We start from the raw sequence: 16686 nt of genomic DNA, 5'->3' as shown, positions 1-16686 counted from the left end.
GCACCCCGCAGGCTGAAGACATGACCATGACAGCTCCTACCCGCGTGGTGCGCCGCCAGCCCTTCGAGCACATCACCCCCAACTGGTTCGCCGCGGTGATGGGGACCGGCATCGTGGCCACCGCGGCCGCCACGTTGCCGGTGCAGTTCGCGGCTCTGCACGTGTTCGCGGTCTCTGTCTGGGTCTGCGCAGCTACGGCGCTCATCGTGATCGGTGCGGCCTTCGCGATGCACTGGATCGGGCACCGCGACCGAGCTGTCACCTATGCCCGGCACCCGGTGATGGTGCAGTTCTACGGCGCTCCGCCGATGGCACTGCTCACCGTCGGCGCGGGAGCAGGCCTCCTCGGAGTGGACCTGCTCGGATCCACCGCGGCCACCACGCTGTTCGCCGGTCTGTGGATCGCCGGGACGATCACCGGTCTGCTCACCAGCGTCGTCGTTCCCTATCGCATGATCACCGCGTCGGATCATCGCGACGTTGCCGCCCTGCCCGCGTGGCTGATGCCGGTGGTGCCGCCGATGGTCTCGGCCTCGACCGGGGCGTTGATGCTTCCGCACCTACCCGACGGCCAGTGGCGGCTGGCGCTGCTGTGCGCCTGCTACGCAATGTTCGGACTGTCGCTGATCGTCGGGATGATCACGCTGACTCTGATCTACGGACGTCTGCTGCACGGCGGTCTACCGCCCGTCGACGCGGCTCCCACCGTGTGGATCACGCTGGGGTTGATCGGTCAGTCGATCACGGCGGCGAACCTGCTCGGCACCGACGCCTCGATGGTGTTCACCGGTGGACAGTCGTCGATCGCCGTCGGATTGCACGTCTTCGGCATCGGCTACGGACTGATCATGGGCGGCTTCGGCGTGCTGATGTTCGCGCTCGCGACGGCTCTCACCGTCCACGCGGCGCGCAGGAACCTGGGGTTCTCGCTGACGTGGTGGTCGTTCACCTTCCCCGTCGGCACCTGCGTCACCGGGGCGAGTGCCCTGGGACATGCACTGAATTTCGGTGCGGTGCAGGCTCTGGCCGTTGCCCTGTACCTCTTGCTGCTCGCCGCCTGGTTCACCGTGGCCACCCGCACTCTGCGCGGTATCCGGCGCGGAGAGTTGTTGTACCCCGCCTGATCTCACATGTGCGAGAGCACGTTCACCACGTTGCCGTCGGAGTCGCGAAAGAAGAATCGGCGCACGCCCCACTCCTCGTTGGTGATCTCGTAGACGATCTCGAGTTCGGCGTCCATCGCTGCCCGGTACGCCGCGTCCACGTCGTCCACTTCGATCGACGCCGACGGGTTGACCGGTCCGGTGGGATCGATGGTGATCAGGCTCAGCTGCGCCGCGCTGTCACCCGATGGCGCGAGCGTGGCGATCCACCCGTGATTCATCACCACCTCCATGCCGGTGACCTGGACGTGCCTGTCCAGCGCCGCATCGAGATCGGTGACCGTGAGCAATGGCATCGCGCGCACAACGTCCATGCCCGGACTGTATCGCCGAAAACGTCCCCGCGGGGACGTCCTCCCCACTGCTCAGGTGGGCGCAAGTCCCACTCTCTCCATGGAGTCCATCGGATTGACTGAGCTTCGGCAGCACACGTCCGACTATGTCCAGCGCGCGGAGGCCGGCGAGTCGATGCTGGACCCGTGGCAGCGAGGCACCGAAGAGCTGTCGAGATCCACAGCCCCTGACGCCATCGCGTCGTTCACCCCGGCGACACGTGCAGTTCCCGCAACACACGCCTGCGCGTCGGTTCGGGTCGGAAGCATGAGCAACTTCCGTGCTCGATGCCTCCAGGAGATGTACCAAGTGAACACTGTTCGTCGCGTTGCCACCGGTGGAATCCTCGGTCTCGCCGCCCTCACCCTTGCGTCCTGCTCCGAGCCTGCGGCTCCCGAGGCCGGTGGAAATGGCGACGGGGCCAGCGGCACCCTCACGGTGTACACCTCTGAGCCGCAAGCCAAGATCGACGCGCTCAACGCCGAGTTCACGGCGGAGAACCCCGGCATCGACGTACAGGTGTTCCGCGCCGGCACCGGCGATCTCAACGCGCGCATCGCGTCGGAGCGGCAGACCGGTTCCATCGGTGCCGACGTTCTGCTCGCTGCTGACGCCCCCACGTTCGAGAAGTACAAGGCCGACGATCTCCTTCTGCAGTACACCCCTGCCGACGTCGACGCGCTCGATCCCAACGTCGTCGATCCCGACGGTTACTACGTCGGCACCCGCATCATCCCGACGGTCATCGCGTACAACACCGGCGCCGTCTCGCAGCCCCCGACGTCGTGGAAAGAACTGGCGGATCCCCAGTACAGGGGCCGGATCACGCTGCCCAATCCCGATGTGTCCGGCGCGGCCGCGTTCAACACCGCGGTGTGGCTCGGTCAGGACGACCTCGGCCTTCCGTGGCTCACCGACCTCGTCGCCAACGAGCCCGTGGTCGCCGAGAGCAACGGCCCGGTCGCTCAGGCCGTCGCCGCCGGCACCCAGCCCGTCGGCATCGTCGTCGACTACCTGGTGCGCGAGCTGGCCGAGAAGGGCTCGCCCATCGCTGCGTCGTACCCCACCGACGGTGTCCCGTACATCTCCGAGCCCGCCGGAATCTTCAAGGACTCGGCCAACCAGGAGGCCGCCCAGAGGTACGTGGACTTCCTGGTCAGCAAGCGCGGTCAGGAGATCGCCGTCGAGCAGCAGTACCTGCCGGTCCGGTCCGATGTCGGAACGCCCGAGGGTGCGCCCGCGCTCGACGACATCGAACTGCTCAACCCGGACCTCGACACGATCACCGCCTCGCAGCCCGATGCCGTCGCCACGTTCAACGATCTTCTTGGCTGACCGCATCACCTGGGTACGCGCCTGCCTGTGGTTGGCCGTCCTCGCCCTGATCGGCGCTCCGCTGGCCGCTGTGGTCTCGATCGGATTGGGCGGCAACCACATCCAGGAGCTGCTCGACGGCGGAATCGCGTCGGCTGCGGCCAACAGCATCGTGTCGGCAGGTCTGTCCGCGGCCGCGGCGGTGGCCATCGCGACCGTCATGGCCCTCGTTCTCGATCGCACCGATCTGCCGGGCCGGTCGGTGCTGCGCCTTATTCTGCTCAGTCCCTTGCTGATCCCGCCGTTCGTCGGCGCGATCGCCTGGACGGGTCTATTGGGCCCGAGCGGAATGATCAACTCGTTCTGGAACGAGACGTTCGGCGGCGGTCCGCTGTGGAACATCTACGGCGGCGACGGGGTGATCTTCTTGCTCACGGTCCACTCGTACCCGCTTGCGTACCTGATCATCTCGGCGGCGCTAAGGCGCGTACCGGGCGATCTGGAACAAGCGGCCCGCATTGCCGGAGCATCTCCGTTCCGGGCCATGCGCGACGTGACGCTGCCACTGCTGCGTCCGGCCCTGCTGGCGTCACTGACGTTGACGGCCGTATCCAATCTCGCAGACTTCGGCATACCAGCTCTGATCGGATTGCCCGAGCGCTACGTCACGCTCTCGACCATGGTGTACCGATACATCCAGTCGGGCACCGTCGATCGCCCCCTCGAAGTGGTCTCGACCATCGGCATCGGGCTCCTCGCACTCGCCGTGGTCGCAGTAGCGATCGATCGCATTCTCGGCCGTCGATCGATTCAACTGGACGGCGCGGTCACTGCCCCGCAGCTACTTCCGCTGGGTCGCAGTCGAATTCCCGCAGGAATCGTTTTCTGGCTCATCGGGCTGGCTCTGACGGTGTTGCCGATCCTGGCGTTGGCCACGCAGGCGTTGCTGCCGGCTCCCGGCGTACCACTCACCTGGGCCAATCTCACGCTACAGAGCATCGAGAGCGCGGTCACCGCACCGGGAACGCTGGTCGGCATCCAGAACTCGGTGACCCTGGCCCTCGGGGCCGCTGTGGTGTGCGGATTCCTCGGCCTGGCCATCGGCGTGCTCACCACCCGCACTCGCTCCCGCGACAACGTCGGCCTGGATCTGGCAGCGATGCTGCCGCAGGCGATTCCCGGCCTCGTCATCGCGGTCGGCTGGTTGATCATCGGCCGATACACCGGCCTGTTCGACACCACGTGGGTCATCCTGTGCGCCTACGTGATGGCGTTTCTCGCGATCGTCGTCCAAGCAGTCCGCGCACCGTTGAGTTCCACTCCGACAGCCCTCGAAGAAGTCGCCAGATCCTCTGGCGCGTCGCATCTTCGATCACTGTGGGACGTGCCGTGGAAGATGGCGATACCGGCTGCGATCACCGGCTCGGTACTCGTCGCCCTCACTGCGGTCCGCGAGCTGACCATGTCGGTGCTCCTCGTCGCGCCCGGCACACAGACCCTCGGCGTGTCCATCTTCAACCTGCAGCAAGCAGGCGACTACAACGCCGCCTCCGCCCTGTCCCTACTCGTCGCGCTCGTGGGATTCGCAGGCCTCGGCCTCGTCGCATCCACTCGAGCCGGACGCCCGTAGCTCCGACGCCGAGAAGAAGGAATCGATGTCCGCCATCACGATCGAGCAGCTCGGCCTCCGATACCCCGACGGCACAATCGGTTTGGAGGGCATCGACCTGGAGATCGCAGACGGCGAGTTCGTTGCGCTCGTCGGGCCGTCGGGCTCCGGCAAGACCACGCTACTGCGTACCGTCGCCGGCTTCCTGACGCCGACCGCCGGTTCGATTGCCGTCGGCCCCGATGTGGTTGCGAACAAGCAACTTTCGACGCCTCCCGAGTCGCGCAAGCTCGGCATGGTGTTTCAGCAGCACGCGCTGTGGCCGCACCGCAGCGTCGGACGGAATGTCTCCTACCCACTCGAACTGGCCAAGGTCACCAAGACCGAACGCGAGAAGAAGGTCGCCGACGTGCTCGAACTCGTCGGGCTGCCCGGGCTCGAGAAGCGGGATCCGTCGACGTTGTCCGGTGGCCAGCGACAACGCGTCGCACTCGCTCGCGCCCTCGTCTCTTCGCCGCGAGCGCTGCTGCTCGACGAGGCACTGTCTGCGCTGGACGAGCCCCTGCGTGATCGCCTTCGTCTCGAACTGCGCGCTCTGACGCGGGCCGCGAACCTGACCGTCCTGCACGTGACCCACGACCGCACCGAGGCCCTTGCCCTCGCCGACCGGGTGGTCGTCCTCGATCAGGGTGCCGTCGCACAGATCGGTACGCCCGAGGACGTGGTGCGCGCTCCGGCATCGGCGTTCGTCGCCCGCTTCCTGTCCGACGCCACCCTCGTGGACGGCACCGTCGCGCAGGGCACCTTCTCCTCGGGCTCCCTCACCCTCGCGGCGGAGGGTTCCGGACCCGGGACGCTCGCAATCCTGCCGACCGACATCGAGATCGTGCCCGACGGCGGGGTCAGTGACGAAAAGATCAGCGGCACCGTGACCTCCTCATTGTTCGGACGTGATGCCAGCGACGTTCTGGTTCGCTCCGGCGACGTGGACTTCCGATGCTCGGTGCGTGGACCGCGCCCGCAGGTGGGCGAGACCGTCGCGTTGAGCGTTCGGCGGTCGTTCTTCTACCCGAGCTAGCCACCCTCGATCGCGATCCGGCTCCAACCCTGTGACCCACCAGACAGGAATAATGTTTGCTTAGCGCATGTATGTATATATATGGTTGCAGACAGCAAGTAAATGGAACTCATCGTTGGAGCACTCATGGCAGTTCGATCCACTACAGCGGAGTCGCTGGTCGAAGAGGTCTTCCTCTTCGGGCGCACGCTGAAGCGGGCCGTGACCACCGGAGTCGAGGATTCACCCCTGCCGCAGGCCCTGACCGGAGTGTTGGCCATCCTGGCGACCGAGGGCGAATGCAGACAGACCGACCTGGCCAGCAGGCTCTGCGTCAGCCAGTCCGCCCTCAGCCGGCAGATCGCGGACCTCGTCGACCTCGGCTACATCGATCGGCATCCCGATCCGGACGACCGAAGGGCGTCCCGGGTCTGTGTGTCGGACGTCGGCCAGGTTCGACTGAAACAAATTTGGGACAGACGCGCACGTCGCCTGGCAGAGATGCTGAGCGGCTGGAGCGAGTCCGAGGCACTCGATGCACTCGACTCGATCCGCAAACTGAACGACACCTTCAACGAAGACGCCCACGCCCATCACCAGGACGTGGTCCGCATTGAATCGATTGCGAGATAGAACATGACTACATCTGCGGAAACTCCGCCCAATCAGGCAGTCGTCGATCCCGACGCGATGTCGCACCGCCAGATCCTCGAGGCACTCACCGGCCTGCTGGCCGCGCTGTTCACCGCGCTGCTGAGCACCACGATCGTCTCGACGGCGCTGCCCACCATCATCGGTGATCTGAAGGGTTCGCAGACCGCGTACGCCTGGGTCATCACCACAGCCCTGCTGGCCAACGCCGCCTCCACTCCCATCTGGGGCAAGCTCGCCGACCTGTTCAACAAGAAGGTGCTGGTCCAGAGCGCGATCGTCATCTTCGTCGCGGGCTCGCTCATCGCCGGCTTCGCACACAACGTGCCGGTACTGCTGGCTGCCCGCGTCGTCCAGGGCATCGGCATGGGTGGTCTGACGGCACTCGTCATCGCCATCATCGGCACCATCGTCTCGCCGCGTGATCGCGGCCGCTACTCCGGCTACACCGGAGCGGTCATGGCCGTGTCGATGTCCGGTGGCCCGATCCTGGGCGGCGTCATCGTCGACAGCCCCCTCGGCTGGCGTTGGTGCTTCTTCGTCTGCGTGCCGCTTGCCGTCATCGCCCTCGGACTGCTGCAGAAGACCCTGCACATCAAGACCGTCCGCAAGGACAACGTCTCCATCGACTGGCTCGGCGCACTCCTGCTCACCGCAGGCGTTTCCGTTCTCCTAGTCTGGGTCTCGTTCGCAGGCAAGGCGGACTACTACGCCTGGATCTCCCGTGAGACTGCCTACCTGGTGGGCGGCGGAGTTCTGCTGCTGATCCTGACGGTCGTCGTCGAGGCTCGGCACAAGTCGCCGATCATCCCGCTCAAGATCGTCACCGAGCGCACCACCGGCCTGGCCATCATCGCCTCCATCGCCGTCGGTGTCGGCCTCTTCGGAGCCACCACCTTCCTCGGCCAGTACTTCCAGACCGCTCGCGGCTACACCCCGACCGAAGCCGGATTGCTCTCCATCCCACTGGTGTTCGGCATGCTCGTGGCCTCCGTCGGTTCGGGTCAGCTCATCACCAAGTTCGGAAAGTGGAAGCCGTTCATCGTCACCGGATCCATCCTGCTGGTGATCGGATTCCTGCTCCTGGGCACCATCGATCACGCCACCAGCCTGGTCACGGTCGGCATCTTCATCACGATCGTCGGCCTCGGTACCGGCATGCTGATGCAGAATCTCGTTCTCGCAGTGCAGAACACGGTCAGTGTGCAGAACGTCGGTGCGGCATCGTCGACGGTTGCGTTCTTCCGCACCTTCGGCGGCGCGATCGGCGTCTCGGTTCTCGGTTCCCTGCTGGCGACCCGGGTGGCCGACAAGTCCGCAGCCGGCCTGGCCCAGCTCGGCGTCGACAGCTCGTCGGGCGGCGGTGGATCGCTCGATCTCACCTCACTGCCTGCTCCGGTCCTCGAAGTCATCCGCACCGCGTACGGTGATGCGACCGGTCGCATCTTCATGATCGCCGGGTTCGTCGCGATCGTCACGCTGATCGCGGTCGTCTTCATTCCGAATCGCCCACTGCGCCAGACGATCGACATCGCGTCGACCCCTGCCCAGGGACCCAAGGATGAGCCGCAGGACCAGCTCGCCGAGATTCCCTCCTTCGGTGCCACGCAGGATTACGTCTCCGCCGAGTACGAGACCGACCGTCGCTTCGAGGGCGGCCGCGCCGAGGGGCGTCACGAGGCGCAGCCGGGGCAGCGCCCCTTCGAGGGTCTGAGCACCGACGCACGTGACCGGCTGCTCGCCCTGCTGCTACCCGAGCCGAAGGACACGCTGGCGGCACTGGACGAGGCCGAGACCATCCGCGCCGAAGTGATTGCACTGCAGCAGGAACTCGACGCGAGAATGCTCGATTTCGATGCGGTCTGCGAGCGGCTTCGTCGCCTCGGACTCAGTGAGCAGCAGATTGCTCGGGTGTTGGGAGACAACCACATTCCCGACAGTCGCAATCACTACGCACACGCCGGACTGAACGGACACAGCGTCAACTAGGCTCGCGCGTCGACGAAAGTTCCCCGCACCCCCACCGGGAGTGCGGGGATTTTTCGTTCTCTATGCTCCAAGACCGAACCGTCCACCATCTTTCGGTTCTGCACAGGCGGGAGGATCTTTCATGACACGTCGTCTCCGGGTCTCCGCCGCCGCGGTCCTGGTAGCAGCGCTTGCCTGCGCGTCGTGCGGAACCGAGGAACGAGCGTCGACGGCCGGCACTCCCATCGACGGTGCAACAGGACCTGCTCCGACTCTGGGCTGGACTCTCACTCCCTCGGATGTGGGTGTCGAGGGCGGTCAGTTTCGTGATCCCGTCCAGGGCAGCGACACCGATTCGACGGAATCCGGTTCCATCTCCGACGGCTCGACAGTCGTCACGCTCGTCGGCCGCCTCGACGGCAGAGAGTTCGTCGACGCCACCCTGGTGGGATTGCACATCGCCGACGGTGCGGTGCGGTGGCGTACCCCCGCGGAGAACGTCGTCGGCTGCGGTGAGGAATTGGTCGACGGGCAGGTCGTCTGCTACCGCGGCTCCGCAGGCACGACATCCGAAATCCTCACCGTCGACGCTGAATCCGGGGAATCGAGTACTCGGGACGCAGCGTTTCCGATCACCGGTCTGACCACGGCGGACGGCCACGTGTACACCTCTCGGGCGGTCCGCGAGGGCGTCCGGCCGACGGTGTCTCGCGGCACTGCGGACGACGTGGACGCGGACTGGTCGGTGCAGTTCGATTCCACGTCCTCACCCAACACACAGTTCGCCTCGACGCTGCACACCGAGAACGGAATCGGGCTGTTCGACGACGGCCGAGGAGTGTTCGCCTTCGACCTCGCCACCGGGGAGAACCGGTGGTCCAGAACAGCTCCGAACTGCGCTCGCTCGGGCACCGCGTCGAGCGACGGCAACGTGCGGGTGGTGCGGACGGACTGCTCGGATCCCACCGTGGTCACAGGTTCGGAGATCGTCGACGCCGACGGATCCGTGCTCGCTGCAACGAATTCCGTGACCCTGCAGCGGCCGACGTTCGACGCACCCGCCGAGCAGAGCCCGTTGCTGCTCGGGACGGGCGGCTATCGGCCACCTAATCCGGATCCCGTGTGGACCGACGAGAATCTGGTCTGGGCTGTTGCGCCGGAGATCACCGGACCCGCCGCTGCGTTCCTGTCCACCAACGGACTGGCATACGCCGTCACGGGTTCGGTGGCGCTGCTGCGCAACAACGACACAGCCACCGAATCCGCAATCGACCTCGACACCGGGAACACGCTGTGGAGTCGCGAATCAGGAGGTTTCGCGGAGGTCGGTGCGCTCGACGGTGACGTCGCCACTCTGTTCGGACCGGATGTGCTGCGCGGGACCGACGTCGGAACCGGATCCACAGTGTGGGACATCCCCGTGGCGACGTTCGACGACGAGGGAATCGATCGGCAGTCGTGGCCGATGTTCGATCGAGTCGGCACCGACTCGATCTTCACCAGGGCCCTGAGCATCTCGGTCCTGCGTACGACCTAGACCGTCCCTCGTCGCCCGACGTCGCCGGGCCCGGTTCTACCGACCCGGGATGTACTTGAGCGCCTTGACGAAGGGCGGCATGATCTTCGCCCACAGCTTTGGCGGAAGTCCGCGCGGTCCACCGAGATTGAGCAGACGCGTCGTCGCGATGGTCTGCGACTCGGTGTACTTGAGCAGGCCCTCGGTACCGTGCCTGCGTCCGACACCGGATACGCCCATGCCGCCCATCGGAGCACCGGTGGTGCCCCACGTCGGTGCGTAGCCCTCGTCGACGTTCACGGTGCCCGAATGCAGCCGTGCCGCAATGGCTTCGCCCTGGGCCTTGGTCTTGGCCCACACGCTGGCGTTGAGTCCGTACTCGGTGTCGTTGGCCTTCTCGATGGCCTCGTCGACGTCGGCGACGGGATAGATCGACACCAGCGGCCCGAAGGTCTCGGTTGCCGCGCATTCCATGTCCTCGGTGACGTTCGTCAACAGCGTCGGCTCGTAGAACAGCGGGCCGATGTCGGGGCGCGCATTGCCTCCGGCTACGACGGTCGCGCCCTTGACCTTGGCGTCGTCGACGTGGGCCGAGACGGTCTTGATCTGATCCTCGGAGATGAGGCTGCCCATCTCGATGCCGAATTCGTAGTCGGCTCCGAGGCTCATGTTGCGGACCCGCTGACCGAACTTCTCGGTGAACTCCGCGGCGATCGACTTCTCGACGTAGATACGTTCGATGGAGATGCAGAGCTGGCCGGAGTTGGAGAAGCAGGCCCGCACGGCCGCGTCGGACACTTCCCGGAGGTTGGCACCCTTGGCCACGATCATCGCGTTCTTGCCGCCGAGCTCGGCGGAGAATCCGATGAGTCGACGCCCGGCCTGCTCGGCCAGGAGCTGGCCGGTAGCGGTGGAGCCGGTGAACATGACGTACTCGGTGTTCTCGACGATGGCGGTTCCCACCACCGAACCCGGGCCGGGAACGACGGCGAACAGGTCACGGGGAAGACCGGCCTTGTAGAGCAGTTCGACGCAGGCGAGCGCGCAGTACGGCGTCTGACTGTCGGGCTTGAGCACGACGCCGTTGCCTGCCAGCAGTGCCGGGATGGCGTCGGACACTGCGAGGGTCATCGGGTAGTTCCACGGGGCGATGATTCCGACGACGCCCTTCGGCTGGTAGCGGACCCGGGTCTTGGTCAGCACGGGCAGCATGCCGGTGACCTTCTTCGGAGCCAGCAGCTTCGCGGCGGTGCGCGCGTAATGCCGCGCGGTCATCGAGATGTCGAGAACCTCTTCGAGAGCGGCGGCGCGGGACTTGCCGGTCTCGGCCTGCGCCATGTCCATCAGCTCGTCGCGGTGGGCGAGCACCAGGTCGCGGTAGCGGTGGAAGATTTCGGCGCGCTCGGACACGGGCCGCTTGACCCAGGCAGCCTGAGCTGCGCGGACGCGCGCGATCGCGGCGGTCGCATCGGCGGCGGTACCGACCGGGATGGCCGCCAGTTCCTTGCCGGTGAACACCTCGGTGATGGTCTTCGTCGGCCGCGATTCGGCGTCGGGGATGGCGATGAGATCGGCGAGCCGGGTGAAGGTCGCAGCTGACGGTGCTGGCATGGACGGGTCCCTACTGGTGAGTAGTGTTCGGAGTAACAGACAACCTACCTGCTTGCTGGCTCAGTTCACAGACCCGAAATTGCGCCACCGTATGGCACGATGGTCACTGGTCTACCGGACGTCGGGGCGTACGGAGCTACAGGGTGGGAATCACATGCGCAAGGCACTCGTTCTGGCCGGAGCCGCAGCATTGATGCTGTCGTTGGCAGGCCCGGCTCAAGCCGATCCTGTTCAGGACTTCGTCGCTCCCCCTTCGGACCCCGCTGCGTACCTGCCCACCCCCCTGGGCGATGCGTGGTTCGATCCCCCGGCCGGGTACGAGAACCTGCAGCCGGGCACGGTGCTGAACCGTCGAGACGTCGCGGTGACGCCCGAGGCGTCGTCCGTTCAGTTGCTCTTCCGTTCGACCGACTCCAAGAACCGCCCCATCGCGGCGGCGACGACAGTCCTGACGCCCACCGCGCCGTGGTCAGGAGCCGGAGATCGTCCCGTCGTCGCATACAACGAGGCAACGGACTCGCTCGGTAATCAGTGCGCGCCGTCGTACACACTGCCGCGGGGCAACAACAAGGAGATCGATCAGGTTCGGATTCTGCTCGGTCGCGGCTACACGGTGGTCGTCACCGACTATCAGGGTCCTCGACAGGCCTATTCGGCCGGTCTCGTTTCAGGGCACACCGTGCTCGACGGCGTGCGCGCATCGCAGAGCGCGGGGGTGGCTGCGGACGCTCCGATCGGCATAACCGGTTACTCCGGCGGTGCCATCGCCTCGGGTTGGGCCGCGCAGTTGGCTCCGGAATACGCGCCGGAGTTGAACATTGCCGGCGTCGCGTTCGGTGGCCCGCCGACCGACTACAAGATTCTGCAGACGTCACTGAACGGCCAGATCGGATCGGGTCTGTTCACTGCGGCGACGATCGGCCTGTCCCGCGAGTACCCGGAGATGCGGCAGCTCGCCAACGACAACGGCAAGCGACTGGCTCTGGCGCAGAAGGATCAATGCGTGGACGTGTTGTCCTACACGGGACTGCTGCTGCTGGACCAGCGAAACCTCTCCAACGTCCCCGACGTGTTCGAGCACCCGATCACCAAGGCGATCGTCGAAGAGAACCGCATGGGCCAGCGCAAGCCCGACGCGCCGATTTACATCTACCAGGGACTGCAGGACTTCCTCATTCCCAAGGAGGGTGCCGAGGCGGTGCAGGACCAGTGGTGCGCAGCCGGGGCGTCGGTCCGGCTCGAAGAGATTCCAGGGGATCATTCTCTGGCGCAGACCAACGGCCGTCCCGGAGCGTACGACTGGCTCGGGCAGCGGCTCGCCGGAGAATCGACCTCCGGGTGCGAGCGCGTCATCCGCTAGGAGTTGACCCTGCGGAACGACCCACGAGGCTCGTAGCTTGACCCTCACGTCACGGGAGGCGGCACAGTGTCTTTCGTGAGTGATTCTTCCGCGAACGGTTCGGCCGGCTTGCAGGTCGGGGCAGTCTCGAAGTTGGTGGGTGTCAGTGTCCGAACGCTGCATCATTACGACGAGATCGCGTTGGTGGTGCCGTCGGGCAGAACGCCGAAGGGCTATCGGACGTACTCGTCCGCCGATGTCGAACGGCTGCACCAGGTTCTGACCTACCGCGAACTCGGGTTCCCGCTCGACGCCATCGCGGCGTTGCTCGACGACCCTACGGTCGATGCCATGGCGCATCTACGCCGACAGCGCGACCTACTGAACGAGCGGATCGATCACTTGCACGCAATGGCTGCGGCCGTGGACAAGATGATGGAGGCGAAAAAGATGGGTATGCAACTGACTCCCGAGGAGCAGCGAGAGATCTTCGGCGACAACTGGGTTGGCGAGGAGTACGCCGAGGAAGCCGAGCAACGCTGGGGCGAGACCGACGAGTGGAAGCAGTCGCAGCAGCGGACGGCGTCGTTCACCAAGGACGATTGGAAGGCCGTCAAAGAGGAGACGGATCTACTGGAAACGGATCTCGCTGCCGCGATGCAGCGAGGTGTGTCGCCGGAGTCCACCGAGGCCGGGGAACTGGCCGAGCGTCACCGGGCATCGATCGAGCGGTACTACGACTGCGGCTACGAGATGCAGGTGAACCTGGCGGAGATGTACATCGCGGACGAGCGATTCGCCAAGCACTACAACGATATCGCCGACGGTTTGGCGCAGTACCTTCGTGATGTCATTGTCGCGAACGCCGCTCGTCAGGGGTGACGCGGACCATCGCAGAACGCTCGTGTGCGGTCGATCCTCCCCAGACTCCGTGCTTTTCGTCGGAGTCGAGCGCGTGTTGCAGGCAGCGTGCGATCACGGGGCATCGTTCGCACACGAGCTTCGCCTGTCGCTCGAGGCTTTTCAGCGAGTATCCTCGCAATCCCAACGGCGGGTAGAACATCGAGACCGGCATCGAGCGGCAGGCGGCATCGATCTGCCAGTCCCAGTGCTCGGCGATCGGTTGCAGTGCTTGCGCTTTCATCGGCAGTGTCCACCTCTTTCGGATCAGCGATCGAGCAGTCGGCGAGCGTTGCCGGATGTGGTCCCTCGCCAGTTGTCCAGTCCGCCGTTCGCGGCACCGGCGTCGAGTGATTGCAGTTGGTCCTGTACCGCGGCGATCGGCGTGAAGCAGTAGTCGCTGCCGTAGACCAGACGATCGGGGCCGACGGTGGACAGCAAGGCGGGCAGCTGCCTCGGTACAGGAGTTCCGGCGAGGTCGAACCACAAGCGCTGCAGCACATCCGGTGTGGTCGGGGTCCCCAGACCCACCTGGGTTCGGAAGAAATCGACTCGGTCCGCCAGCAGTGGTAGAACTCCGCCGCCGTGAGTGAACACCCAGCGAATGTTGGGGAATCGATCGACCACGCCCAGCAGAATCAGGTCGACGACGGTTCGTGCTGTGTCGAAGAGGAATTCGATCATCGGTGCCGGACGCCCGAGCGATACTGCCCCCGAATTCGGCGGTGACGTCGGATGTACGAACACGACCGCCGATCGCGCATCGAGCGCCACCAGCAGTGGCGTCAAAGCGGCGTTGCCCAAATACATTCCGCCTGCGTTCGACATCACCGTCACTCCGTCGGCCCCCAGCTGGTCCAGCGCACGGATGGCCTCGACCGTCGAATAGACGACGTTCGGCAAAGGCAAGGACGCGAAGAACCCGAGTCGAGGCCGATTCGCGACCACCCCGGCTCCGAAATCGTTGACCCGTCGAGCCAGTTCGGCCGCTTTTCCGTCGTCACCGAAGTGCACACCGGGCGAGGAGACGGACAGGATCGCGCTGTCGATGCCGCAGCCGTCCATCATCTGCAGGTGCTCATCGACCGACCAGGACGGCCACTTCGGCATGCCGTCGGGAAGGACGATGCCCGACGCGAGAGCTTCGCGGAGATAGAAGTCGGGAACCATGTGCGAGTGGACGTCGACGAGCCCGGCCGACGTGAGGCCGGGGGACGCCGATGCCATGGCGGAGGTCAAGGTCGAGAGGGCAACCCCGGAGATCGTCGCGGCACTGAGAGTGCCCAGCAGCGTTCTGCGATCGATCACAGTGGAGGTCCTCGTTTCGATGCCACCGACTCAACTGACGTTATCGTCACATGTGAGATAATCCGCAGTCAACGGTGAGATGTACCAACGAAGATCGGACTAGCATTGCGCGATGACCACCGAACGTACGAAGCCGAGCCCGCTGCAATTTCTGGGGTATTCGTTCGGTCGCACGCTGCCCGAGTCCATGCAGGAGTGGGTACGCAAGGACTTGGTGGGCAACGGAGCGCAGGTCCACTACATCGCGCGGTTCACGGTGCCCGTCATCCCGCTGCTGTTGTTGTTCTTGTTCATCCCGGGACCGCTGTGGATGTCGCTGGCGATGATGGCCTTGCTGTTCATTCCGCTCGTCTACTTCGCGATCGCATTGATGAACGTCTACCGGCGGCATCGCTTGTTGATCCACGGCCTCGATCCGCAGTTGATCAACGCGAAGGCGCAGAGCCGCGCCGACCGCACTCGAAACGACTACGAACGCCGTCACGGCCGCGGTTGATGTATGGGCGATAGTCTGTGCCGCATGACTTCACCTGTGGAATTCAAGGCAACAGCTGATCTGGCCGATGAGATCGGTCCCGACATCCGCAGCTGCGACACCCAGTTCATCCAGTACGGCAAGCACACCGAATTCGCGGGCCCCATCACCACCATCCGCTGCTTCCAGGACAACCTGCTGGTGAAGCAGACTCTGAGCGAACCCGGTAACGGTGGCGTTCTGGTGGTCGACGGCGACGCCAGCGTGCACACCGCACTCGTCGGCGACATCATCGCGGGCCGGGGCGTCACCAACGGTTGGGCCGGAGTCATCGTCAACGGCGCGGTCCGCGACTCGGCGATCCTGCGCACGCTCGACATCGGCGTCAAGGCACTGGGCACGAATCCGCGTAAGAGCACACAGACCGGCTCGGGCGAGAAGAACGTGCCGGTCAGCTTCGGCGGCGTCACCTTCACCCCGGGCGAGATCGTCTACAGCGACCACGACGGCGTCGTCGCGGTCTAGTCCGACGCAGAAAGGGACGGCGATTTCGCCGTCCCTTTCTGCGTTTGCCTCTACTTCACGAACGCGAGCAGCGCGTCGTTGACTTCCTGGAAGTGCGTCCACAGCAGTCCGTGCGGTGCGCCGTCGACCTCGACGTACGTGGCCTCCGGGAACACCTTGCGGAACTGACGGCCGGTGGAATCGATCGGCAGGATGTTGTCGGCCGTGCCGTGCAGAATCAGCGTGGGCTTGCCCGATTCGCGTACCTTCTCCACATCGCCGCGGAAGTCCTCGAGCCACGTGGGCACGACGGCGTAGGCGGCCACGGGCGCGCTGTTGGCCGCGGTGTTCCAGCTCGCACGTACCGTCGCCTCGCTGATACGGCTCCCGAGGTTCTCGTCGAGGTTGTAGAAATCCTTGTAGAAATTGTCGAACCAGGCGAAGCGATCCTCCCGCGCGGCACTGTCGATGCCGTCGAACACCGACTGCGGAACTCCGGTTGGGTTGTCGTCGGTCTGCAGCAGGAACGGCTCGAGTGAGGCGAGAAATGCGAACTTCGCGACGCGATCCGTGCCGTACTTCGCCGCGTACCGAGCGAGTTCGCCTGTGCCCATGGAGAATCCGACCAGGATGACGTCGCGCAGATCCAGTTCGGTCAGAACCTTGTCCAGGTCCGAGGCGAAGGTGTCGTAGTCGTATCCGACGGTCGGCTTGCTGGATTGGCCGAAGCCGCGGCGGTCGTAGGTGATGACGCGGTAGCCGGCGTCGAGCAGCGCCCGTGACTGACGTTCCCAGGAGTTGCCGTCGAGTGGGTAGCCGTGGATGAGGACGACCGGCTGACCGGAGCCGTGATCCTCGTAGTAGACCTCGACGGGGGTGGAGTTCTCGGTTCCGACGTTGATGTACGCCATGATCCTGCCTTCCTGTGTCTTGATCAT

General features: G+C 65.2%; 16 protein-coding genes. 11 read left to right on the top strand and 5 right to left on the bottom strand.

Features of this window, described 5'->3' with window-relative positions; translation table 11 throughout:
• Positions 1–20: 20 nt before the first annotated feature.
• On the top strand, positions 21–1124 hold the full coding sequence (locus tag CH306_RS09375) for a TDT family transporter (RefSeq protein ID WP_094646348.1): 1104 nt from the start codon (positions 21–23) through the stop codon (positions 1122–1124).
• 2 nt (positions 1125–1126) lie between these two features.
• Here the strand turns inward: CH306_RS09375 and CH306_RS09370 are convergent, their stop codons facing one another.
• Entirely contained in the window at positions 1127–1477 is a 351-nt protein-coding gene (locus CH306_RS09370) for a VOC family protein (protein ID WP_179272798.1), read from the bottom strand.
• A gap of 319 nt (positions 1478–1796) precedes the next feature.
• Here CH306_RS09370 and CH306_RS09365 point away from each other — a divergent pair, with 319 nt between their 5' ends.
• The 6 genes from CH306_RS09365 to CH306_RS09340 all read left to right on the top strand — a co-directional run bounded on the left by CH306_RS09365 (position 1797) and on the right by CH306_RS09340 (position 9632).
• On the top strand, positions 1797–2831 hold the full coding sequence (locus CH306_RS09365; RefSeq protein ID WP_094646462.1) for an ABC transporter substrate-binding protein: 1035 nt from the start codon (positions 1797–1799) through the stop codon (positions 2829–2831).
• A complete protein-coding gene (locus CH306_RS09360; protein WP_373453507.1) occupies positions 2824–4440 on the top strand; it encodes an ABC transporter permease in 1617 nt (538 codons plus the stop codon). The genes CH306_RS09365 and CH306_RS09360 overlap by 8 nt, the downstream gene beginning before the upstream one ends.
• A gap of 25 nt (positions 4441–4465) precedes the next feature.
• Entirely contained in the window at positions 4466–5497 is a 1032-nt protein-coding gene (locus CH306_RS09355; protein WP_094646346.1) for an ABC transporter ATP-binding protein, read from the top strand.
• Between the two features lie 126 nt (positions 5498–5623).
• Positions 5624–6109: a MarR family winged helix-turn-helix transcriptional regulator gene (locus tag CH306_RS09350; protein WP_094646345.1), complete on the top strand. Its 486-nt coding sequence runs from the start codon at positions 5624–5626 to the stop codon at positions 6107–6109.
• Positions 6110–6112: 3 nt separating this feature from the next.
• Positions 6113–8116: an MDR family MFS transporter gene (locus CH306_RS09345; protein ID WP_254923915.1), complete on the top strand. Its 2004-nt coding sequence runs from the start codon at positions 6113–6115 to the stop codon at positions 8114–8116.
• 121 nt (positions 8117–8237) lie between these two features.
• On the top strand, positions 8238–9632 hold the full coding sequence (locus tag CH306_RS09340) for an outer membrane protein assembly factor BamB family protein (protein WP_094646344.1): 1395 nt from the start codon (positions 8238–8240) through the stop codon (positions 9630–9632).
• Positions 9633–9668: 36 nt separating this feature from the next.
• Here the strand turns inward: CH306_RS09340 and CH306_RS09335 are convergent, their stop codons facing one another.
• The gene (locus CH306_RS09335; RefSeq protein ID WP_094646343.1) at positions 9669–11222 is read right to left on the bottom strand and encodes a succinic semialdehyde dehydrogenase; all 1554 of its coding nucleotides are present in this window, start codon (positions 11220–11222) and stop codon (positions 9669–9671) included.
• Positions 11223–11376: 154 nt separating this feature from the next.
• On the opposite strand from CH306_RS09335, the gene CH306_RS09330 reads away from it, so the two are divergent.
• Both CH306_RS09330 and CH306_RS09325 read left to right on the top strand, forming a co-directional pair.
• The gene (locus tag CH306_RS09330) at positions 11377–12582 is read left to right on the top strand and encodes a lipase family protein (RefSeq protein ID WP_256981108.1); all 1206 of its coding nucleotides are present in this window, start codon (positions 11377–11379) and stop codon (positions 12580–12582) included.
• Between the two features lie 66 nt (positions 12583–12648).
• Entirely contained in the window at positions 12649–13443 is a 795-nt protein-coding gene (locus CH306_RS09325; protein ID WP_256981107.1) for a MerR family transcriptional regulator, read from the top strand.
• On the opposite strand, the gene CH306_RS09320 is transcribed toward CH306_RS09325, so the two are convergent.
• Both CH306_RS09320 and CH306_RS09315 read right to left on the bottom strand, forming a co-directional pair.
• Entirely contained in the window at positions 13412–13705 is a 294-nt protein-coding gene (locus tag CH306_RS09320) for a WhiB family transcriptional regulator (RefSeq protein WP_032397107.1), read from the bottom strand. The two genes, CH306_RS09325 and CH306_RS09320, sit on opposite strands and share 32 nt — an antisense overlap.
• Positions 13706–13728: 23 nt before the next feature.
• Positions 13729–14769, bottom strand: coding sequence for an amidohydrolase family protein (locus tag CH306_RS09315; protein WP_256981106.1), 1041 nt, complete (start codon positions 14767–14769; stop codon positions 13729–13731).
• Between the two features lie 112 nt (positions 14770–14881).
• Between CH306_RS09315 and CH306_RS09310 the strand changes: the two genes are divergently transcribed.
• Positions 14882–15265, top strand: a complete 384-nt coding sequence (locus CH306_RS09310) for a DUF5313 family protein (RefSeq protein WP_094646341.1) — start codon at positions 14882–14884, stop codon at positions 15263–15265.
• Between the two features lie 24 nt (positions 15266–15289).
• A complete protein-coding gene (rraA, locus tag CH306_RS09305) occupies positions 15290–15769 on the top strand; it encodes a ribonuclease E activity regulator RraA (protein ID WP_032397105.1) in 480 nt (159 codons plus the stop codon).
• Positions 15770–15819: 50 nt separating this feature from the next.
• Here rraA and CH306_RS09300 read toward each other — a convergent pair whose 3' ends face one another.
• Positions 15820–16659: an alpha/beta fold hydrolase gene (locus CH306_RS09300; RefSeq protein ID WP_094646459.1), complete on the bottom strand. Its 840-nt coding sequence runs from the start codon at positions 16657–16659 to the stop codon at positions 15820–15822.
• Positions 16660–16686: the final 27 nt, after the last annotated feature.

The sequence above is a fragment of the Rhodococcus sp. 15-725-2-2b genome, assembly GCF_002259075.1.
In the GTDB taxonomy this organism is placed as follows: Bacteria; Actinomycetota; Actinomycetes; order Mycobacteriales; family Mycobacteriaceae; genus Rhodococcoides.
This window is presented reverse-complemented; position numbering and strand designations above follow the sequence as displayed.